This is a genomic window from Aeromonas sp. S15(2024) (assembly GCF_041402265.1).
In the GTDB taxonomy this organism is placed as follows: domain Bacteria; phylum Pseudomonadota; class Gammaproteobacteria; order Enterobacterales; family Aeromonadaceae; genus Aeromonas; species Aeromonas dhakensis.
This window is the reverse complement of record NZ_JBGLQY010000004.1, coordinates 76,682-98,602: the sequence shown is the minus strand read 5'-3', so window position 1 is coordinate 98,602 and position 21,921 is coordinate 76,682. Positions and strand designations below refer to the sequence as shown.

General features: G+C 62.5%; 18 protein-coding genes. All 18 read right to left on the bottom strand.

Annotated elements, in window-relative coordinates; genetic code table 11:
• Positions 1–6: 6 nt before the first annotated feature.
• Positions 7–1,185 (bottom strand): tetratricopeptide repeat protein, encoded by a 1,179-nt coding sequence (locus tag ACB033_RS10965; RefSeq protein WP_139725695.1) that lies wholly within the window; start codon positions 1,183–1,185, stop codon positions 7–9.
• A gap of 74 nt (positions 1,186–1,259) precedes the next feature.
• On the bottom strand, positions 1,260–3,977 hold the full coding sequence (gene secA / locus ACB033_RS10960) for a preprotein translocase subunit SecA (protein ID WP_010635954.1): 2,718 nt from the start codon (positions 3,975–3,977) through the stop codon (positions 1,260–1,262).
• A gap of 59 nt (positions 3,978–4,036) precedes the next feature.
• A complete protein-coding gene (locus ACB033_RS10955) occupies positions 4,037–4,942 on the bottom strand; it encodes a M23 family metallopeptidase (protein WP_005305673.1) in 906 nt (301 codons plus the stop codon).
• Positions 4,943–5,082: 140 nt separating this feature from the next.
• Entirely contained in the window at positions 5,083–6,006 is a 924-nt protein-coding gene (gene lpxC, locus ACB033_RS10950) for a UDP-3-O-acyl-N-acetylglucosamine deacetylase (protein ID WP_011707578.1), read from the bottom strand.
• A gap of 101 nt (positions 6,007–6,107) precedes the next feature.
• Complete coding sequence (ftsZ, locus tag ACB033_RS10945; RefSeq protein ID WP_005305686.1) at positions 6,108–7,259, bottom strand: cell division protein FtsZ; 1,152 nt, start codon at positions 7,257–7,259, stop codon at positions 6,108–6,110.
• A gap of 40 nt (positions 7,260–7,299) precedes the next feature.
• A complete protein-coding gene (gene ftsA, locus ACB033_RS10940; protein WP_005305690.1) occupies positions 7,300–8,559 on the bottom strand; it encodes a cell division protein FtsA in 1,260 nt (419 codons plus the stop codon).
• Positions 8,540–9,292 carry a cell division protein FtsQ/DivIB gene (locus ACB033_RS10935; RefSeq protein WP_005305694.1) on the bottom strand — a complete coding sequence of 251 codons (753 nt, stop codon included), beginning with the start codon at positions 9,290–9,292 and terminating at the stop codon, positions 8,540–8,542. Before ACB033_RS10935 ends, ftsA begins: the two co-directional genes overlap by 20 nt.
• 97 nt (positions 9,293–9,389) lie before the next feature.
• On the bottom strand, positions 9,390–10,844 hold the full coding sequence (gene murC, locus ACB033_RS10930) for a UDP-N-acetylmuramate--L-alanine ligase (RefSeq protein ID WP_026458927.1): 1,455 nt from the start codon (positions 10,842–10,844) through the stop codon (positions 9,390–9,392).
• A gap of 2 nt (positions 10,845–10,846) precedes the next feature.
• Positions 10,847–11,926: an undecaprenyldiphospho-muramoylpentapeptide beta-N-acetylglucosaminyltransferase gene (gene murG / locus ACB033_RS10925; RefSeq protein WP_010635949.1), complete on the bottom strand. Its 1,080-nt coding sequence runs from the start codon at positions 11,924–11,926 to the stop codon at positions 10,847–10,849.
• Positions 11,926–13,107: a cell division protein FtsW gene (gene ftsW / locus ACB033_RS10920; RefSeq protein ID WP_005305703.1), complete on the bottom strand. Its 1,182-nt coding sequence runs from the start codon at positions 13,105–13,107 to the stop codon at positions 11,926–11,928. The genes murG and ftsW overlap by 1 nt, the downstream gene beginning before the upstream one ends.
• The gene (murD, locus tag ACB033_RS10915) at positions 13,104–14,387 is read right to left on the bottom strand and encodes a UDP-N-acetylmuramoyl-L-alanine--D-glutamate ligase (RefSeq protein WP_371140516.1); all 1,284 of its coding nucleotides are present in this window, start codon (positions 14,385–14,387) and stop codon (positions 13,104–13,106) included. Before murD ends, ftsW begins: the two co-directional genes overlap by 4 nt.
• A 3-nt stretch (positions 14,388–14,390) precedes the next feature.
• Positions 14,391–15,473, bottom strand: coding sequence for a phospho-N-acetylmuramoyl-pentapeptide-transferase (mraY, locus tag ACB033_RS10910; protein WP_139725697.1), 1,083 nt, complete (start codon positions 15,471–15,473; stop codon positions 14,391–14,393).
• Positions 15,467–16,822: a UDP-N-acetylmuramoyl-tripeptide--D-alanyl-D-alanine ligase gene (gene murF, locus ACB033_RS10905; protein WP_139725698.1), complete on the bottom strand. Its 1,356-nt coding sequence runs from the start codon at positions 16,820–16,822 to the stop codon at positions 15,467–15,469. The genes mraY and murF overlap by 7 nt, the downstream gene beginning before the upstream one ends.
• Positions 16,819–18,303, bottom strand: a complete 1,485-nt coding sequence (murE, locus tag ACB033_RS10900; RefSeq protein WP_139725699.1) for a UDP-N-acetylmuramoyl-L-alanyl-D-glutamate--2,6-diaminopimelate ligase — start codon at positions 18,301–18,303, stop codon at positions 16,819–16,821. The genes murF and murE overlap by 4 nt, the downstream gene beginning before the upstream one ends.
• Positions 18,284–20,038: a peptidoglycan glycosyltransferase FtsI gene (locus ACB033_RS10895; protein ID WP_005305719.1), complete on the bottom strand. Its 1,755-nt coding sequence runs from the start codon at positions 20,036–20,038 to the stop codon at positions 18,284–18,286. The genes murE and ACB033_RS10895 overlap by 20 nt, the downstream gene beginning before the upstream one ends.
• Positions 20,035–20,349 carry a cell division protein FtsL gene (gene ftsL / locus ACB033_RS10890; RefSeq protein WP_005305726.1) on the bottom strand — a complete coding sequence of 105 codons (315 nt, stop codon included), beginning with the start codon at positions 20,347–20,349 and terminating at the stop codon, positions 20,035–20,037. The genes ACB033_RS10895 and ftsL overlap by 4 nt, the downstream gene beginning before the upstream one ends.
• A gap of 3 nt (positions 20,350–20,352) precedes the next feature.
• Positions 20,353–21,291, bottom strand: coding sequence for a 16S rRNA (cytosine(1402)-N(4))-methyltransferase RsmH (gene rsmH / locus ACB033_RS10885; RefSeq protein WP_139725700.1), 939 nt, complete (start codon positions 21,289–21,291; stop codon positions 20,353–20,355).
• Entirely contained in the window at positions 21,292–21,750 is a 459-nt protein-coding gene (gene mraZ, locus ACB033_RS10880; protein ID WP_139725701.1) for a division/cell wall cluster transcriptional repressor MraZ, read from the bottom strand.
• Positions 21,751–21,921: the final 171 nt, after the last annotated feature.

The following is a 21,921-nucleotide window of genomic DNA, read 5'->3' as shown; positions in this document are numbered from 1 at the left end:
TTGTCCTCAGCGTAAACATGGCAAACGGGCAATCCAGGGCGCCAGCCGGCGGGCCTGTGTTTCCCCTTGTGCCGTAAAGATATCCTGCCCCACATGCTCGCTCCCGTCCGGGGCGGGCAGCGGCCAGGGGGTGGCGCCAGACGGCGTGAAGCAGCGGTCATGCACCAGACAGCTCTGCGAGAGATAACCCCAGAGCCGGTCGCGCAAAAACCACTGGTCGATATTCGGCGTCTCCATCACGTCCGGCTGATAGGCTTCGAGCAGGGGCGCCAGTGGCGGCAGCACACCGGCCACCCCACCCCACATGCCCGCCAGCACCAGATCGGTATGACTCCACCAGTCGCGCATGATATGAAACCAGCGCGTCGATGCAAGCCACTCCTGTACCGCCAGCCGCTCGCGCACACCCGGTACCGAATCCACATCCCGCACCAGAAAGCGCCCCACCCGCGGATCGTTGGCTACCTGAAAGCGCCAGCAGAGGCGCTGACGCAAAGATTGACCGGCGGGTTGCAGCAACAGCTCGGCCCCCAGTTCGCGCAGCGCAGCGAGCAGCTCGGCAGGCACGCTCTCATCCACGTAGAAACGCACCCGCCAACCTGGATAGAGATAGGCGGCCGCCAGCACATTGTCGATGGCGCCCCGCAGGTAGCGAGGGGCACTACCCCACAGCGAGAAGGCGATGACATCCGGCTTGTCTGCCGACAGCCAGGCTGACGGTGCGACTGCCGGCAGAGTCCAGTCTGACGGCGCCTTGTCGCTCACCCGTGCCTTTAGCTCCAGCGAGCGGGTGCCCGCAAGGGCTGCCTCGGAGTGTCGCTCCAGCTTGGCCAGCGAGGCGCAGAGAGCATCCAGCGCATGGAAGTCGTCGGGGAGACGCTGCAACAGGGTCTGCAGCCGCGCCACCGCCTGTTCATATTGACCGGACCGTGACAGACAAGAGCAGAGGTTGCGCAGCACCTCGTCGTTGCCAGGTTCGGCCTTGTGAGCCATCTCCAGTACCTGGGCCGCCGACGCCGGGTCACCGCACAAAAAGAGGTAATAGGCAAACTGCAGCTGCAGAGCCACCGGCTTGACCGCGCTGGCATTGAGCCGGGCCAGCAGTTGCTGGATGGCAACCTGGCGCTGGCCCGCCAGCCAGCTGTTGTGGGCAGTAGTATCCCATCCTGTCGGCATCTTGCTCATCGCACGGCTCTCCCTCTTTGCCTGCCGGAAATGAATGCACCGCCCGGAGGCGGTGCATCATCGTCATTGCGCTATCAGGTCAACTGACCGTGGCAGTGCTTGTATTTCTTGCCGGAGCCGCAGGGGCAGGGATCGTTGCGCCCCACCTTCTGCTCGTCCCGCACGAAGGTGACCGGGCCCGCTTCGGCCTGCTCTTCATCGGCCAGCTGGTTGTCGGCCGTCGCGTGGGTGTAGGTACGGGGAGCGGCTTCGGCCTGCTGGCGCTGCTGCTCTTCCATCGCCTCCACGTCGCGCTCCTGCACCTGTACCCGACTCAGGATGCTGACCACGTCGCGCTTGAGGGTCTCCAGCATCTGGGTGAACAGATCGAAAGACTCGCGCTTGTACTCCTGCTTGGGGTTCTTCTGGGCGTAACCGCGCAGATGGATACCCTGACGCAGGTGATCCATGGCCGCCAGATGCTCTTTCCACAGGCCATCCAGGGTCTGCAGCATGACCGCCTTCTCGAAGTTGCGCAGCACCTCTTTACCGACCAGCTCTTCCTTGTGGGCATAGAGCTTGGTGGCTTCATCCAGAATGCGCTCGCGCAGCTTCTCTTCATACAGCTTGTCGTCTTCCGCCAGCCACTGCTGCAGCGGCAGATCCAGCGCGAAGTCGGACTTCAGGCGGGCTTCCAGACCCGGCACGTCCCACATCTCTTCCAGAGACTGGGGCGGGATGTACTCGTCGATGATGGCGCCGTAGACGTCGTCACGGATGACGTGGATGGTCTCGGAGATATCGCTGGTGTCCAGCAGCTCGTTGCGCTGCTCATAGACCACCTTGCGCTGGTCGTTGGCCACGTCGTCAAACTCCAGCAGGCTCTTGCGGATGTCGAAGTTGCGACCTTCCACCTTGCGCTGGGCGTTCTCGATGGCCTTGGTCACCCAGGGGTGCTCGATGGCTTCGCCCTCTTCCATGCCCAGCTTCTTCATCATGCCGGTCACGCGATCGGAGGCGAAGATCCGCATCAGGGTATCTTCCATGGAGAGGTAGAAGCGGGAGGAGCCCGGGTCACCCTGACGACCGGAACGGCCGCGCAGCTGGTTGTCGATACGACGGGACTCGTGACGCTCGGTACCGATAATGTGCAGACCACCGGCGGCCAGCACCGCATCGTGGCGCACCTGCCAGGCGGCCTTCAGCTCGGCGATCTGCTCCTCGCTCGGGTTCTCCAGCTGGGCGATTTCCGCTTGCCAGTTGCCACCCAGCACTATGTCAGTACCACGACCAGCCATGTTGGTGGCGATGGTGACGGCACCGGTCTGGCCGGCCTGGGCAACGATCTCCGCCTCCATGGCGTGGAACTTGGCGTTCAACACCTTGTGCGGGATCTTCTCCTTGGTCAGGATGCCGGAGAGCAGCTCGGAGTTCTCGATGGAGACGGTACCGACCAGCACCGGCTGGCCGCGTTCGACGCAACCGCGGATGTCTTCGATGATGGCGGCATACTTCTCGTTGGCGGTCAGGTAGACCAGATCGCCCATGTCCTTGCGCACCATCGGCTTGTTGGTCGGGATAACCACGGTATCCAGGCCATAAATCTGTTGGAATTCAAAGGCTTCGGTATCGGCAGTACCCGTCATGCCCGCCAGCTTGTCGTACAGACGGAAGTAGTTCTGGAAGGTGATGGAGGCCAGCGTCTGGTTCTCGTTCTGGATCTTGACCCCTTCCTTCGCCTCGACCGCCTGGTGCAGACCGTCGGACCAGCGACGACCCGGCATGGTACGGCCGGTGTGCTCGTCGACGATGACGATCTCGTCCTTCTGGACTATGTAGTCGACGTTGCGTTCAAACAGGGTGTGCGCACGCAGGCCGGCGTTGACGTGGTGCAGCAGGCTGATGTTGGTGGCGGAGAACAGGGAGTCGTCCTCGGCCAGCAGCCCCTCTTTCTTGAGCAGCTCCTCCACGAAGATCTGGCCGTTTTCGGTCAGCAGCGCCTGGCGGTTCTTCTCGTCCACCGTGTAGTGGCCGTCGCCGGTGTACTCTTCGGAATCTTCCTTGTCCTGCTTGACCAGCAGCGGGATCAGCTTGTTGACGCGGATATAGAGCTCGGAGCTGTCTTCGGCCGGGCCTGAGATGATGAGCGGGGTACGGGCTTCATCGATGAGCACCGAGTCCACCTCATCCACCAGCGCGTAGTTGAGCGGACGCTGCACGCGCTGCTCGGGCGAAAACGCCATGTTGTCGCGCAGGTAGTCGAAACCGAATTCGTTGTTGGTACCGTAGGTGATGTCGGCGGCGTAGGCGTCACGCTTCTGGGACGCATCCATGCCGGGCACGTTGCAGTCGACGGTCATACCGAGGAAGGCAAACAGCGGACGGTTCGCCTCGGCGTCACGCTTGGCCAGATAGTCGTTCACCGTCACCACGTGCACGCCGCGGCCGCTTAGGGCATTCAAGTAGGCCGGCAGGGTGGCGGTGAGGGTTTTACCTTCACCCGTCTTCATCTCGGCGATGCGGTTGGAGTTCAGCACCATGCCGCCAATCAGCTGCACGTCGAAATGACGCATGCCGAACACCCGACGGGAGGCCTCACGCACGGTGGCAAAGGCCTCCGGCAGCAGCTGCTCCAGCGTCTCACCCTGCTCCAGACGCTGACGATATTCGGCCGTCTTCGCCTGCAGCTGTGCATCGGACAGAGCTTCGAATTGCGGCTCCATCGCGTTGATCTGTTTTACAATTTTACGCAAAGCCTTGAGCGTTCTGTCGTTCCGGCTGCCGATAATCTTGGTAAGCAGTGTGCTAATCATGGGTACCAACTATTTCTGGTTATATAAGCGTTCCGTCACTGGAACCTGGAGAAAAAAACCTAACCCCGTCTGGCATTGAGAAAACGCGCGGGGTCCACCTGACGACCATCTTTCAATACTTCGTAATGCAAATGGACCCCGGTCGCGCGACCGGTGCGTCCCATCAAGGCAATTTTCTGGCCCTCATCGACCAGGGTGCCCACTTCGACCAGCAACTTGGAGTTGTGGGCATAACGGGTCACCAGACCATTGCCGTGGTTGATCTCCACCATGTTGCCAAATTCCGGATGACGGCCAGCCCAGCTTACAACGCCTGGGCCCGTTGCCAGGATGGGGGTGCCGGGTTTGCCACGGAAATCCACCCCCTTGTGCATCTTGGCACGACCATTGAACGGATCGACCCGGCCACCGAAGCCAGAGGAGACCCAAACTCGCTCCTGCTTGACCGGTGTCCCGGAGATGAAACCGGCATCGGTTATATGGTGATTCATGATGAAAGATTCAAGTACCGACAGCTGCTCTTCACGACTGCTGAGCTGTTGGCTGAGATGCTTCATGGAGTCCTGCAGCTCGTTGAGGCTGACTTCCAGATCCGCATCATAGGAGGGACCGCCCATGGGGGGCAGCTCCTTGAAATTGAACTCCTCGGGGTCGAGATCGGCTTTTTCGGTCAGCCGCTCTCCGAGTGCATTGAGTCGACCCAGCTGCCCCTGCATGGTGCCCACCTGGGCAGCCAGCATGGCAAGCTGTTCGCGGGCTTCGTCAGCCCCTTGCGTGGATTTTTGCTGTTCGGCCATGGCCAGCGCCACTTCCAGCGCGTCCATCTTTTGCTGCCAGCTCTGCCAGAGCCAGCCGCCCCCCAAGGCCAATACAGTGAAGAGGATACCGCCGACCCAGGCCAGACGTTGTTTGGGCAAGTGCAACCTGCGTCGCTGCTTACCATGGAGGATCAGGGTAATGCTCATAGAAATCAGTCTGCTCGGTCAGGTGTGGCCATGGGCCAACACGGAAAATAAAACCGGGAGATAATCGGTATTACAGAATGGAGTAAACAAATGACGGAACGTCGGTGCGGAGAGAGGACCGACGTTCCGTTGCACGGCTATCAGGCCAGAACCAGACCGTTATCGTAGTAAGCGATAGGCGCTTTGTCGCCCTCACCCTCGAAGGTCACCAGTTCCCAGGCCTCCTGCTTGGCCAGCAAGGCACGCAGCAGTTTATTGTTCAGGGCATGGCCGGTCTTGTAGGCACGGAATTCGCCAATGATGCTGCGATTGCACATGTACAGATCGCCAATCGCATCCAGCATCTTGTGTTTGACGAATTCGTCTTCGTAGCGCAGACCATCTTCGTTCAACACCCGGTAGTCATCCAGCACCACAGCGTTTTCCAGGCTGCCACCCAGCGCCAGGTTCTGGGAACGCAGGTACTCGATGTCACGCATGAAGCCGAAGGTACGGGCACGGCTGATCTCTTTTACGAAAGAGGCACCGGAGAAGTCCAGCACGCAACGCTGATTGCGTCCTTCAAATACCGGATGCTGGAAGTCGATCTCGAGATCCATCTTGAAGCCGTTGCGATAGGGGTGGAATTCCGCCCACTTGTCGCCGTCTTCAACCCGGATGCTCTGCTTGATCCGCACAAACTGCTTGGGCGCATTCTGTTCACGGATACCAACTTCTTGCAGCAGGTAGATAAAGGGGTGCGCACTGCCGTCCATCACCGGGATCTCGGGCGCATCAACCTCGACATAGAGATTGTCGATGCCCATCCCGGCCAGTGCGGCAGAGAGGTGCTCAATGGTAGAGACACGGACACCGGCTTCGTTCACCAGAGCGGTACAAAGCACGGTATCACGCACCTGATCAGCATTGGCTGGCAGCTCTACCACAGGATTCAGATCGGTACGCAAGTAAACGATCCCTGTGTTAACAGGCGCCGGACGGAACGTCATTGTGACTTTCCGGCCCGAATGCAGGCCGACACCGGTGGCCTGGACACTCGTTTTCAAGGTTCTTTGTCTAATCATGGGCGTATCCGCTTAACAGCTCAAATTCCTGACCAGATGGTCGTGGGCAGGCCATCTTAGCACATTCCTTAAGCAACAAACAAACCAGCGTCATTAGGGGCTTAGTCAGCTTGCTTGCGCAGGAACGCAGGAATATCGAGATAATCCGGTTCGCGACGAGCTTGCGGCTCGGCGTTCACCACCTTGGCCGGCGCCTCTTCCATCACGCGAGACTGCAGGGCTTCGCTGATCAGGGGCTGACGGGCCGGACGCTCTTGTACCATGTTGTTCTTCACCAGGGTGATGTCGGGCTTGCGCTCGGCACCGATACCGGTGGCAACCACGGTCACGCGCAGTTCGTCGTGCATTTCCGGGTCGATTACGGTACCCACCACCACGGTGGCGTTCTCGGAGGCGAAGGCCTTGACCGCGTTACCCACGGTTTCGAACTCTTCGATGGTCATGTCCATGCCGGCAGTGATGTTGACCAGGATGCCACGGGCACCGGCCAGATCCACGTCTTCCAGCAGCGGGCTGGAGATGGCCTTCTCGGCGGCCTCTTCGGCACGGTCATCACCGGAGGCGGAACCGGTACCCATCATGGCGGTACCCATTTCGCGCATCACGGTACGCACGTCCGCGAAGTCGACGTTGATCAGACCCGGACGGGTGATCAGCTCGGCAATGCCCTGTACCGCACCCAGCAGCACATCGTTGGCCGCCTTGAAGGCGTCCAGCAGGGAGATGCCACGACCCAGCACCTTCAGCAACTTGTCGTTGGGGATGGTGATCAGGGAGTCGACGTTCTTGGACAGCTCTTCGATACCGTGAGCGGCGAAGCCCATCCGTTTTTTCCCTTCGAAGGAGAACGGCTTGGTTACGACAGCAACTGTCAGGATACCCATCTCGCGGGCCACTTCGGCCACGATCGGGGCAGCGCCGGTACCGGTACCACCACCCATGCCGGCGGCGATGAACACCATGTCGGAGCCGGTCAGCAGCTCGCGCAGCGCTTCCCGATCTTCCATGGCCGCGTCACGACCCACTTCCGGGTTGGCCCCGGCACCCAGACCCTTGGTGATGCCACCGCCGATCTGCAGGGTTGTGTTGGCACTGGAGTTGCGCAGCGCCTGGGCGTCGGTGTTGACGGTAATGAACTCGACACCTTCGATGTTTTGACGAACCATGTGTTCGACCGCGTTGCCGCCGCCGCCACCCACACCAATCACTTTGATGACGGCTTCGTCAGTGTGGCTATCCATAAATTCAAACATGTTGTCTCTCCGCTTTATTTGCCTGACTCAGCAAAATCTTTTAGAACTCGCCACGCAACCAGTTGCTGACCCGTTTGACCAGCCCACCTACGCTTGCCTTGGCGGCATATTCCTTGCTACTGCCGGTGGATTGATGGGTGCGGCCATACTGCAGCAACCCGACCGCAGTCGAGTACACAGGCGCCTGCACGTAATCACTCAATCCCCGGATATTCATGGGCTCCCCTACCCGGACCTGGCTCTGGAAGATCTGCTCTGCGCACTCCACAATGCCTTCGATCTGGGCAGCGCCGCCGGTCAAGACCACACCGGCTGCAAGCTGATGCTTGACCCCCTGCGCTTTCAATTCGCTTTGTACCCGCACCAGCTCATCATTCACCATGGAGAGCAACTCGGTGTAACGGGGCTCGATCACTTCGGCCAGTGTCTGCCGTTGCAGGCTGCGCGCCGGACGACCGCCGACACTGGGTACTTCAATATTGTCTTCCTTGCTGACCAGCCGGCCCAGGGCGCAGCCGTAGCGCACCTTGATCGCCTCCGCATCCAGCGGCGGAGTGCCGAAGGCGTAGGCGATGTCGCTGGTCACAGTGCTGCCGGCGTACGGGATCACCTTGGTGTGACGCAGGGCGCCGCCGGTAAACAGCGACATGTCCATGGTGCCACCACCGATGTCCACCACGCAGACACCCAGCTCTTTCTCGTCTTCGGTCAGCACGGCGTAGCTGGATGCCAAGGCGGAGAAGATCAGCTGATCCACCCGCAGACCCACCTTCTCAACGCACTTCTCGATGTTGCGAGCCATGTCGTTGTGGCAGGTGATCAGGTGCACCTTGGCGGCCATCCGCACGCCGGACAGACCGACCGGGTTCTTGATCCCTTCCTGGTAGTCGATGGCGAACTCCTGGGGCAGCACGTGCAGCACCCGCAGCTCATCAGACAACCGCACCGACTTGGCGGTGTGGATGACGTTGTCCACGTCTTCCTGGGTCACCTCTTCATCGGAGATGGGCACCATGCCGGTTTCATTGCGACAGTCGATGTGCTTGCCGGACAACCCCAGATAGACGGAGCTGATCTGGCAGTCGGCCATCATCTCGGCCTCTTCCACCGCGCGGCGCAGGGACTTGACCACGGAATCGAGATCGTTGACCCCGCCCTTGTCCATGCCACGAGAGGCGTGACTGCCCATGCCGATGACATTGAGCTCACCGTCTGGCAGCACTTCGCCAACCAGAACCGCCACCTTGGTTGTGCCGATATCCAGTCCGACAATCAGATTTCTATCTGCGGTTTTGGTCATTCACTTTCTCTTCGTTCTTCTTCCAGCCAACTGCCATCCCGGTGTCGTATCGAAGATCCACGTAAGCAACCCGCTCACGGGGTTCGATGACCGGAAAGGCATCGATAAACCGCTGCAGTCGAAGCGCGATATCCGAGCGCCCCAAAAACAGCTGAATGTTGCCATCCAGGGTCAGTTCCCAGGCATGGCGAGGGGTCAGATTCACCCCCAGCAGCTTGTATCCTCTGGCCGCCAGCTGCGCCTCGTACTGACGGCTGGCCTCCAGCACCTTGACGGCCTGATCTTCTGGCCCGGACAGCTGCATCAGGGGGGTCTTCACCCTGTCCGGCGCACTGAACACCTCACCCTTGGTGTTGACGAAGCGGTTGCCATTCCAGCGTGCCGCCACCGCCTGTTCGGTGAGGTAGACCTTGATCTTGTTGGGCCACTTCTTGCGTACCGAGACCTGGGCCACCCAAGGCAAGGCGTTCAACCGCGCCTGCAATTCGTTCACATCCAACTCGAAAAAATTGCGCAGTTCGGCGCCATCCAGCACGGCGCTGCGCAGTTCATCGGTTTGCAAATACTGGTGTTGCCCCTGCAGCAACAGCTCGCTCATGGGCAACCGATTGGCATCCGTCAGCCAATCTTTAACATCCAGCGCGGTCTGGTAGAGGCCCCACATGACCAGGAGGAAAAATCCCACCCCGGCGATGAAGCCTCCCTTGGTGCGCCCTTGTGCCCTTGCCTCCACCCGATCGATCCCCGTTTAACGCGCCATGCCGGCCCTTTGCAGGCCGGTTCGCCATTATATAGGCCCCGGCTTGGCGGTCAAAATACTCATTGGGCCCTCAGGCGCCGGATTTCATGCTCTCGATGCTCAATTTCATCTCGCCGAGACGCCGTGCCAGCGCCCCGACGTTCCCTGCCCCCTGGGTCAGCACCAGATCGCCCTCGCCGACCAGGCCGGCCAGTACCGCCGGCACATCGTCCGGCGTCGCGACAAAGATGGGTTCCAGACTGCCGCGGGAGCGGATGGAGCGGCACAGGGCGCGGCCATCGGCGCCCGGAATAGGCTCTTCACCGGCGGCATAGACCTCCAGCATCACCAGCACGTCCACCTTGGAGAGCACGTCAGCGAAATCTTCATAGAGATCGCGGGTACGGGTATAGCGGTGCGGCTGGAACACCATCACCAGTCGCTTCTCGGGCCAGCCGGCGCGAGCGGCGTTGATGGTGACCTTGACCTCGCTCGGGTGGTGACCGTAGTCGTCCACCAGCATGGCCTTGCCGCGGCCGGTCTCGAACTCGCCATATTGCTGGAAGCGGCGACCCACCCCTTCAAACTTGGCCAGCGCCCGGATGATGGCATCATCGCCGATCCCGTCCTCGGTGGCGACCGCAATCGCCGCGGCGGCATTGAGGGCGTTGTGGATGCCCGGCAGATTGAGGGTCACCTCCAGCTCGCCGGCATCCTTGCGACGGACCCGGAAACGGCTGCGGTTGCTGGTCTGCACGAAGTCCAGCACCTGCACGTCGGCATCATCACTCAGGCCATAGGTGATGGTGGGACGCGCGATCTCCGGCAGCAGGCCGCGGATCACCGGGTCATCCACGCACACCACGGCCAGCCCGTAAAACGGCAGATTGTGCAGGAAGTCGATGAAGGTGGCCTTCAGCTTGGAGAAGTCGCCACCATAGGTGTCCATGTGATCCGCTTCGATGTTGGTCACGATGGAAACCATCGGCTGCAGATGCAGGAAGGAGGCGTCGCTCTCGTCCGCTTCGGCAATCAGATAGCGGCTGCTGCCCAGGCGGGCATTGGTGCCGGCGCTGTTGAGCAGGCCACCGATGACGAAGGTCGGATCCCGGTCTGCCTCGGCATAGATACTCGCTACCAGACTGGTGGTGGTGGTCTTGCCGTGAGTGCCGGCGATGGCGATGCCATGGCGGAAACGCATCAGCTCGGCCAGCATCTCGGCGCGGCGCACCACGGGGATGCGCAGCTCGCGGGCAGCCAGCAGCTCGGGGTTGTCCTGCTTGATGGCGGTAGAGACCACCACCACGCTCGCCTCGTTCACGTGCTCGGCACTGTGGCCCACGAAGATGTGGGCACCGAGGGACTCGAGCCGTTCGGTCACCGCATTGCGGGCCAGATCCGAGCCGGTCACCTGATACCCTTCGTTGGCAAGGACTTCAGCGATACCGCCCATCCCGGCCCCACCGATGCCGATGAAGTGAATGCGACGCACCCGGCGCATTTCAGGGATAACGGTACGCAGTTTTGCCAGTTCAACCTTGGTCATAATCATCTCTCGCTCTGCCCGGTCGCCAGGCGTTTGCACTCATCGGCGACCCGCTCGGCGGCATCGATGATGGCGACGCGACGGGCGGCCTGGGCCATGTTCAATAGGGTTTCCCTGCGCCCGGCAAGCCAGGAGAGACGCGCGGCCAGCGAGGCCGTGGTCAGCTCGGATTGAGGCAGGAATTCAGCCGCACCACCGTCGACCAGGGTCAGGGCGTTGCGGGTCTGGTGATCATCCACCGCGTGGGGCAGCGGCACAAAAATGGCGGCAACCCCAGCGGCGGCGACTTCGGAGACGGTCAGCGCCCCGGCCCGGCACACCACCAGGTCTGCCCAGGCATAGGCACCGGCCATGTCCTTGATAAATTCACTCACCTCGGCCGCAACGCCCTGCTTGGCGTAGGCCTCGGCCACGGCATCGCGATTGCCCTTGCCGCACTGGTGACGCACCTCGATGGGCACACCGGCCGCCGCCACCGCCGGCGGCACCTGCTCGTTGAGCACCCGGGCCCCCAGGCTGCCACCGACGATCAGCAGCCGCAGCGGCTCTGCACTGCTGCGCAGTTGCGGATCCGGCAGGGCCACCACCTCGGGACGCACCGGGTTGCCCACCACGGCGGTGCGACGGCTTGGCGCAAAGGCGCCCGGGAAGGCCATCAGCACCCGCTTGGCGAGACGAGCCAGCAGCTTGTTGGTCATGCCGGCCGCAGCATTCTGCTCATGCAGCAGCAACGGGATGCCGGACAGCCAGGCGGCCACGCCACCCGGACCGGAGGCAAAACCGCCCATGCCGAGCACCACGTCGGGGCGAATGGTCTTGAGCACCCGGCGCGCCTGCAGCACGGATTTGACGATGCGATAGGGGGCCGCCAGCAGCCGCTTGATGCCATTGCCACGCACCCCCTGGATATCGATGAAGGAGATGGGATAACCATGGGCAGGCACCAGCTCCGCCTCCATCCGGTCGGCGGTGCCGAGCCAGTGAATGGTCCAGCCCTGGGCCTTGAGGCGATCGGCCACGGCCAAACCGGGGAACACGTGGCCCCCGGTACCGCCTGCCATCACCAACAGCGTCTTGCTCACTAAACCTCCCGCACGCGCGCCTGGGCACTGGCCTGACGCAACTCGAAATCGATACGAATCAACATGCTCACCGCCACCATCATGATGATGAGGCTCGAACCACCATAACTGACCAGCGGCAGGGTCAGACCCTTGGTCGGCATCATGCCGCTGGCGGCACCGACGTTGACGAAGGTCTGGAAGCTGAACCAGATGCCGATGCCGATGGCCAGATAGCCTTCATACAGCCGCTCCGCCACCAGTGCCTGGTGGCCCAGCTTGAGCGCCTTGACCGAGAGCGCGAAGATAAGGAAGAGCGCGCCCAGCACGCCCACATACCCCAGCTCTTCACCCAGGATCGCAAACACGAAGTCGGTGTGCGCCTCCGGCAGGTACTCCATCTTCTGGATGGAGTTGCCGAGCCCCTCGCCAAACCAGCTGCCACGACCGAAGGCCATCAGCGACTGGGTCAGCTGGTAGCCGCTGCCGAACGGATCGGCCCAGGGGTCGAGGAAGGAGGTGACCCGCCGCATCCGGTAGGGCTCGGCGATGATCAGGGTCACTACCGCGCTCACCCCCACCAGGATGAGGCCGATGAACTGCACCAGGCGGGCGCCGGCCAGGAACAGCATGCCCAGCGACGTCACGAACATCACCACCACAGAACCCAGGTCAGGCTGTGCCAGCAGCAGGATGGCCACCACGAACAGCACCGCCATCGGCTTCATGAAGCCGATGAAGCGTTCGCGCACCTCGCTCTGGCGGCGTACCAGGTAGCCGGCCAGATAGACAAACAATGCCAGCTTGCCAAACTCGGCAGGCTGCAGGTTGAAGGGGCCGAGTGGCAACCAGCGCACCGAGCCGTTGACGCTGCGCCCCACCAGCAGCACCAGCACCAGCATGACGATGGCCAGCAGCAGCATGGGGCCGTTGTAGTGTTGCCAGCGGGCCATGGGTACCTGCAGTACGAACCAGGAGACCCCGAGCGCCATCAGCAAGAACAGGCCATGGCGCTTCACGAACATGAAGGGATCGTTGTTGATGGCGATCCCCTCCGGGATGGAGGCGGACGCAACTATCACCAGACCCACCGCCATCAGCGCCAGCGCCAGCACCACCAGCTGCCGGTCATAGAGACCGGCAGGGCGCGCCGGCAACAGCCAGCGCTGCAGGAAACCCGCTACCGCACGAAGGGCATTCATAACTTTTGTACCAGCTCGGTGAAACGATCACCGCGCGCTTCGAAAGACTTGAACTGGTCCAGGCTGGCGCAGGCGGGCGCCAGCAGCACCCAGTCGCCGGGCATGGCATCGGCAGCCGCCTTGACGACCGCGGCATCGAGATCGGCAACCCGCTCGGTCTGCTCACCCAGTGCCAACAGCACCTCGGCATCCTGGCCGAAGCAGTACATGTGATCGATCTGGCTGCCGAGCAGGGCCTGCACCGGGCCGAAATCCTGGCCCTTGCCCTGGCCGCCGGCCAGCAGCAGCAGACGGCCTTTCACCGATTCACGCACCCCGGCCACGGCGGCCAGGGTCGCTCCCACGTTGGTGGCCTTGGAGTCGTTGATCCAGCGCACCCCGTTCACCTCGCGCACGAAGCGGGCGCGGTGCGGCAACCCCTCGAAGCGGCGCAGCACGGCGAGCTGGGGCTCACGCGGAATGCCCACCGCATCGCACAGGGCCATGGCGGCCAAGGCGTTGGCCTGGTTGTGGGCACCGACGATCTTCATCTCGTCCACCGCCAGCAACGGCTCGCCGTGCAGGGTCAGCCACTGGCGCCCCTCCAATTCACAGCGGCCATAACCGTTGTAGTCGAGACCGAAGCTCTGCCACACCTGACCCACGTCGGGCAGAGTCTGGGCATCGTCACGATTGACCAGAATGTGCTGGGAGTGCTGATGGATCTCCATCTTGGCGGCGCGGTAGTCGGCCATGCCCTGATAGCGATCCATATGATCTTCACTGAGGTTCAATACCACGGAAGCGGCGGCGCGCAGGCTGTGGGTGGTCTCCAGCTGGAAGCTGGAGAGCTCCAGCACGCAGAGATCCATCGGCTGCTTGAGCAGCTCAAGCGCCGGCGTGCCTATGTTGCCACCCACCCCGACCTTGAGGCCGGCTTCGGCGATCATCTCGCCCACCAGGGTAGTCACAGTGCTCTTGCCGTTGGAGCCGGTGATGGCGATGACCGGCACTTCGGTATCACGCACGAACAGCTCGATGTCACCGACGATCTGCACCCCGCACTCGGCGGCGGCTTTCAGTTCGGGGGTGGCCAGGGCGATGCCCGGGCTCGCCACTATCATGTGCGCCTGCTTGAGGCGCTCGCCGTCCAGCCCGTGAATGAGCTCCACCTCAGGCGGCAGCTGATCCTTGCCAGGCGGGTTGGCGCGGGTGTCCATCACCAGCGGCGTGACGCCACGGCCGAGGAAGTAGTCGACGCAGGAGAGTCCGGTTTTGCCGAGTCCGATGATGATGACCATGGCTTACCTCACCTTCAGGGTGGCAAGGCCGAGCAGCACCAGCATGAGGGTGATGATCCAGAAGCGCACGATGACGCGCGGCTCAGGCCAGCCCTTCTTCTCATAGTGGTGATGGATCGGCGCCATGCGGAAGATGCGCACGCCGCGCAGCTTGTAGGAACCTACCTGCAGGATCACCGAGACGGTCTCCATCACGAAGACCCCGCCCATGATCACCAGCAGGAACTCCTGACGCACCAGCACGGCGATGGTGCCGAGCGCGCCGCCCAGCGCCAGGGAACCCACGTCCCCCATGAACACCTGGGCCGGATAAGTGTTGAACCAAAGGAACCCCAGACCGGCGCCGACGATGGCGGTACAGACGATCACCAGCTCGGAGGTATAGGGCACGTAGGGAATGTGCAGGTAGCTGGCAAAATTGACGTTGCCGGTCGCCCAGGCGATGAAGGCGAAGCCCCCCGCCACCATCACGGTCGGCATGATGGCCAGACCATCCAGACCATCCGTGAGATTGACCGCGTTGGAGGTGCCGACGATGACGAAGTAGGTCAGCAGGATGAACATCAGGCCGAGCTGCGGCATCACGTCCTTGAGGAAGGGCACCACCAGCTGGGTCTGACCGTCGTGGGTGGCGGTGGCGTAGAGGAACACAGCCACCCCCAGCGCAACGGCGGACTGCCAGAAGTACTTCCAGCGGGCGATCAGGCCGTCGGTGTTCTTGCGCACCACCTTGAGGTAGTCATCGGCGAAGCCGATGGCGCCGTAGGCACCCAGCACGAACAGCACCAGCCACACATAAGGGTTGTCGAGACGGCACCAGAGCAGTACCGAGATGAAGATGGCGGCGATGATCATCAGGCCGCCCATGGTCGGGGTGCCTTTCTTGCTCAGGTGTGACTCGGGGCCGTCATTGCGGATCACCTGGCCGAATTTGAGGATCTGCAGGCGGCGGATGAGGCGCGGCCCCATCCAGAGCGCCACCACCAGACCGGTGATGATCGACAGGATGGCGCGAAACGTCAGGTAGGAGAAGACGTTGAAGAAGGTGAAGTGCGGGGTGAGCAGTTCCGCCAGCCAGACTAGCATGTGGCCGACTCCTGATGGTCTTTGACCATCTCGACGATATCTTCCATGCGGGAGCCGCGGGCACCCTTGACCAGAATCGAAATTTCTTGATGTGTTTTTATCATTTGCGCAAGCACTTCAAACAACGACGCCTTGTTATCGAAATGTCGGCCAGCCGCGGCATCTGCGGTGTGGCGACTCTGTTCTCCTACCGTCAGCACGGCATCCAGACCGCGCTCGCGGGCGTGGCGACCGACCCGGGCATGCTGCTCGGCGGACTCCTCACCCAACTCCTTCATGTCACCGAACACCAGCACCTTGTAGCCGTTCATGGCAGTCAAGGTATCGATGCCCGCCAGCACGGACTCCACGCTGGCGTTGTAGGTGTCGTCCACCAGGGTGAGGCCACCCCAGCGCTGGACACAGAAGCGGCCCTTGACCGGCGCCATCTGCTCGAGCCCGGCCTTGACCGAGGCGAGCGAAGCGCCGAGCGCCAGCGTGCCAGCGGCAGCGGCCAGCGCGTTGGCCACATTGTGGCGGCCCGGAATGGCCAGGGTCAGGCTCACTTCGCCCTGCGGGGTCACCATGACGAACTCGGCACAGCCCTGCTGATTGATCACCACGTCTCTGGCGTGGAACGGCTGACGCTGATCCTCGATGGAGAAGGCGCAATGAATGCCGCGGGCCTGCCATTTGGGCCAGAACTCGTTGTCGGCGTTGACGATGGCGGTGCCACCTTCACCCAGGCCCTCAAAAATCTCGCTCTTGGCGTGGAACACCCCTTCCAGCGAGCCGAAGCCCTCCAGATGGGCGGCCGCCACGTTGTTGATGATGGCGGCATCGGGTCTGGCCAGCGAGGTGGTCCAGGCGATCTCGCCCGGGTGGTTGGCCCCCAGCTCCATCACCGCGAACTGGTGTTTCGGCTCGAGGCGCAGCAGGGTGAGCGGCACCCCCACCTCGTTGTTGAAGTTGCCGGCGGTGGCCAGCACGTCCCCTTCCTGGCGCAGGATGGCGGTCGCCATCTCCTTCACCGTGGTCTTGCCGCAGCTGCCGGTGATGGCCAGCACTTTCGGGTTGATGCGCTCGCGCACCAGCCGACCGAGGCGGCCCAGTCCCTTGAGGGTATCGGCCACCACCAGCTGGGGGATCGCTAGCGGCAGTTCACGCTCCACCAGCAGGGCGGAGGCGCCGGCAGCCACGGCCTGGTCGCAGAAATCGTGGGCATCGAAACGCTCGCCGCGCAGCGCCACGAACAGCGCGCCGGCACCCAGGGTACGGGTGTCGGTACTGACAGCCGTGATCGCTTCGTCTTCACCAATCAGACGGGCATCGAGTACCTGCGCCAGCTCGGCAAGCCTGAGGGTCATCATGCGAATGACTCCAATAATGTGTGCAAGGCGGCCGCGACGGTTTCCCGGTCGCTGTAGTGCCGCTTGTCGGTTCCAATGATCTGATAATCCTCGTGGCCTTTACCGGCCACCAGGATGATGTCCTGTTTGTTTGCCTGGCTCAGCGCCAGCTGGATCGCCTTGACTCTGTCGTGCTCGATCTGCACGGCGCCAGGATCGCGAAGACCCGCCACCATGTCGGCCATGATCCGGGCCGGCTCCTCGGTACGGGGGTTGTCGTCGGTCAGGATCACGCGATCCGCATGCAGCTCGGCCATGGCGGCCATCATGGGACGCTTGCCGCGATCCCTGTCGCCGCCACATCCCACCAGGCACCAGAGCCGTCCTTCACAGTGCACCCGCAGGGCCTGCAGCGCCTTCTCCAGCGCATCCGGCGTGTGGGCATAGTCGACCACGGCGAGCGGCGCCTTGCCGCCACCGAAACACTCCATGCGACCGGTCACCGGCTGCAGTTGCGGCGCGGTGGCCAGCAACTCGTCGAAGTCATAGCCGAGCACCAGCATGGCGCCCATCGCGGCCAGCACATTGCTGACGTTGAAGCGCCCGAGCAAGGGGGCGGATAATACACCATTCCCCCAACTGGAGTTAATCTGCGTGCGAAAACCTTGCTGGTGGAAATGGGGATCTTGCGCCGTCAGCTGTCGCCCCGGGTGATTGGCCACCGGGCCGTGTACGCTGAACGCCACCGCGGCCGGATAAGCGGCCAGCCACTGGCGACCCAGGCGGTCATCGGCATTGAGCACGGCGCAAGGTTCGGCCACCAGTTTCAGCAGCTCTTCCTTGGCGGCGCCATAGGCCTCCATGGTGCCGTGATAGTCCAGGTGATCCCGGCTCAGGTTGGTGAATACAGCAGCGGCAAACGGCAGGGCTGCCACGCGATGCTGCACCAGACCGTGGCTGGAAACCTCCATCGCCACCAGATCCGCCCCCTGCGCCTGCAGGGCGGCCAAATTGGCCTGCACCTGCAGCGCGCTGCCGGTGGTATTCTCCGCTTCGATGAGATCGCCGAACAGGCCGTTGCCGATCGTGCCCATCACCCCGGCCTTGCCCCCAAGCAGGGTGCGCCAGTTGGCGACCAGCAGTGCCGTGGTGCTCTTGCCGTTGGTGCCTGTGATGCCCACCAGCGCCAGCTTGCTGGCCGGCTGGTCGTAGAAATAGCCGGCCAGCTCGGAGAGGCGGGCCGGCAGGTTGGGCACGCCGATGCAGGGCACGGCCAGCGTTGGTGCCACGAATTCCCCGTCCTCTTCAAACAGTACGGCGGTCGCTCCCTGAGCCACCGCCTGTTCGATAAACCGTCTGCCATCCACCTGATGCCCGCGAATCGCCACGAAGAGACAACCGGGCCCGACACGCCGACTGTCCAGCTGGATGTCGGTGAGTGCGAGCGCCGGGGCAGTAATGCCAAAGGGGCGCATCAGCTGATCAAGTGCGCGGGACAACATTGGAAGCCTCCGTACGGGCAAGTTTGGTGGGTACCGCTGGCGGCACAGCGTCGGGACGAATATTGAAGAGTTGCAGCACCCCGCCCATGGCTTCGGCAAACGGCGGGGTCGCCACGGCGCCACCGTAGTAGGCATCGCCCTTGGGCTCGTTGATCACCACCACCATGACGAAGCGCGGGTTGCTGGCCGGGGCGAAGCCGGCGAACCAGGCCATGTAATCCTTGCCGTAGCCGCCGGCCACGGCGACCTTGGCGGTACCACTCTTGCCGCCGACCCGGTAGCCCGGGATCTTGGCTTTCGGAATGGCGTTGTCGACCACGTACTCCAGCGCCTGCAGCATGGCGGTGGCGTTGTTGTGATCGATGACCTGCTCGCCCTTGGGCGGCTCGCTCACCTTGACGATGGAGATGGGCACCCGCTTGCCCTTGTTGGCCAGGGTGGCATAGGCAGAGGCCAGCTGCAGCGGGGTCACCCGCAGGCCATAGCCGAACGACAGAGTGGCCCGTTCGATATCGGACCAGCGCCGGCGCTGGGGCAGCATGCCGCTGCTCTCGCCCATCAGGCCGCTGCCGGTATCCATCCCGAAGCCCACCATGCTGAGGGTGTTGATCATCTCCTGGGCGGGCATCCGCAGTGCGATACGCGACATGCCGATGTTGGAGGAATAGCGCAGGATGTCGTACAGGTTGGTCGCCTTGTGAATACTCACGTCGCGGATCTGCTTGGCCCCGATGAACAGGGGGCCGCCCTGGATGGTGTCCTTCCAGCTGGTGACGCCGGCCTGCAGGGCACTCAGCAGGATCAGGGGTTTGACGGTCGAACCCGGTTCATAGGTGTCGGTCACCACCCGGTTGCGCACCCGGAAACTCTGGTACTGACCGCGGTTGTTGGGGTTGTAGGAGGGGGTGTTGACCATGGCGAGCACCTCGCCGGTCTTCACGTCCAGCATCACCATGGAGCCGGAGGTCGCCTTGTTCTCGTCGGTGGCCCGCTTGAGTGCCCGGTAGGCCAGCGCCTGTACCCGCTGATCGATGCTCAGCTGCAGATCGTTGGCGTTCTTGCCCTCTTTCACCAGCCCGAGCCGCTCGATGACCCGACCCTGCCGGTCCTTGCGCACCCGCATCTCGCCCGGGGTCGCGGTCAGCCATTCGTCATAGCTGCGCTCGATCCCCTCGATGCCATGCCCATCGATGTTGGTCACCCCTACCAGATGGGCGCTGATCTCGCCGGTCGGATAGAAACGGCGCGACTCCGGACGCAGGTAGATGCCGCCCAGCTTGAGCCCCTTGATGTACTCGGACACCGCCGGCGTCACCTGTCGTTGCAGGTAGACGAAGCGCTTGCTCGGGTTGGAGATACGGTGCTTGAGGGTATTGATGTCGAGCTTGAGCACGGCGGAGAGCGCCATCCAGGCGCGTTCGTTGTGGATCGCACCGGATTCATGCACCGTCTTGGGATCGGCCCACACCGCTTCGACCGGTACCGACACCGCCAGCTGTTCGCCGTTGCGATCGGTGATCATGCCACGCACCGCCTGGGTGGAGGTGGTGCGCAGCGAGCGCATGTCCCCCTCCTGGCGCAGCCTGTCCGGGTCGATCACCTGGATCCAGGCCAGCCGCAGGATCAAGCCGGCAAACGCAATGCCGATGAAAAACACCAGCGTGCGAAAGCGCCACGGATAGAGTGACGGGGCTTTGACCTTGGGTTGGGCCTTGGCGGATGCCTTGCGTTTCATGGTTGTGTAATTACCTTCTCGGTGGTCACCAGCGGGCGAGCCATCTGCAACTTGTCCATGGCCAGACTCGCGACCCGGGAATGCTCTGCCAGCGTGCCCTGCTCCAGCAGCAGGTGGCGCCATTCGATGTTGAGACGATCCTCCTCCGCCATCAGGTCATTCTGCTTGGCGGTGAGGCCGCGGGTCATGTTGGTCACCAGGATCACGGCAAAGGCGGTGATCAGCACGGCGATGGCCAGCACCACCTGCAGCTTGTGCCGCCAGAGATCGCCGAGGATCTCCCTGGCCAGATGAACACGCACCTCACTCATGACTTACTCCGCCAGCCGCTGGGCCACTCGCAGCACCGAGCTGCGTGACCGGCTGTTTTCGTTGACTTCATGCTCGGAAGGCTTGAGCGCCTTGCCGATCGATTTCAGTTTGCGACCGCCGGCCAGCTGGGCCTCGGTCAGCGGAATGCCATGCGGCACTTCCGGGCCTTTCTCGTGTTTGCGGATGAAGTGCTTCACCAGCCGGTCTTCCAGCGAGTGGAAGCTGATGACGGAGAGGCGGCCGTGGGGGGCCAGCACTTCCAGGGCCCCGTTGAGTGCGGTCTCGATCTCGTCCAGTTCGCTGTTGATATAGATGCGGATGGCCTGGAAGCTGCGGGTCGCCGCGTGCTTGCCCTTCTCCTTGCTCGGATTGACCCTGGCGATCATCTCCGCCAGCTGGCGGGTGCGGACATAGGGCTCGGTGACCCGGTCATGCACGATGGCGCGGGCAATCTTCTTGGCAAAGCGCTCCTCGCCGAAGGTCTTCAGTACCCAGGCGATGTCGTCCACATCGGCCCTGGCCAGCCATTCGGCGGCACTCTGACCGGAGGTGGGATCCATCCGCATGTCGAGCGGACCGTCCTTCATGAAGCTGAAACCGCGCTCGGCATCGTCCAGCTGGGGGGAAGAAACCCCCAGATCCAGCAGGAAGCCGTCGACCTTGCCCAGCAGGCCGCGCTCACTCAGGTAGGTGGTGATACCGGAGAAGGGGCCGTGCACGATCTCGAAACGCGGATCCTGGATCTTGGCCGCTTCGGCGATGGCCTGGGGATCCCGATCGATGGCGATCAGACGGCCATTGGAGCCCAGCTGCTGCAGGATAAGGCGCGAGTGACCGCCCCGGCCAAACGTACCGTCGACGTAGATGCCGTCCGGCTTGATGGCCAGCCCTTCGACGGCTTCGTGCAGCAGCACTGTGATGTGTTCAGCGGCTTGGGTCATTTATAAAGAGAAATCCTGTAGTCGTGGCGAGCTTGCCCAGTCATCCTCGGGCAGGCCCTGAATGTCGTCATTGACCTGTTGTTGCCAGCGGGCTTCATCCCACAGCTCAAATTTGTTGAGCTGGCCCACCAGCATGATTTTCTTGTCCAGCCCCGCGTGGCTGCGCAGTGGCTGGCTGAGCAGCAGACGGCCATTGCCGTCCAGCTCGCATTCGGTCGCATGCCCGAGCAACAACCGCTGCAGGCGGCGCTCAAGGGGATTCATGCTGGAGAGGGTCTTGAGCTTGCGCTCGATCTCTTCCCATTCGTTCAGGGGGTAAAGCAGCAGACAGGGGTGAGCAATATCGATGGTGCAGACCAGCTGGCCCTCGCTCTCGTCGCGCAGCCAATCACGGTACTTGGTCGGAATCGCCAATCGCCCCTTGCTGTCTAGGCTGATGGCATGCGCACCATGCAACAAATTGCAGTCCCTGAAATGAGTTAAAGGGGGCAAACCGCCCGATAAAAACCACTTTGATCCACTTTTCCCCACCTTGAAGTTTAAGGACGTGCTGAGGGCTTTTCAAGCGAGGATCTCGGGCATGGGGAACATATTGACGCAGCATTTTCGCAGCGAGGATTAAATGAGTTG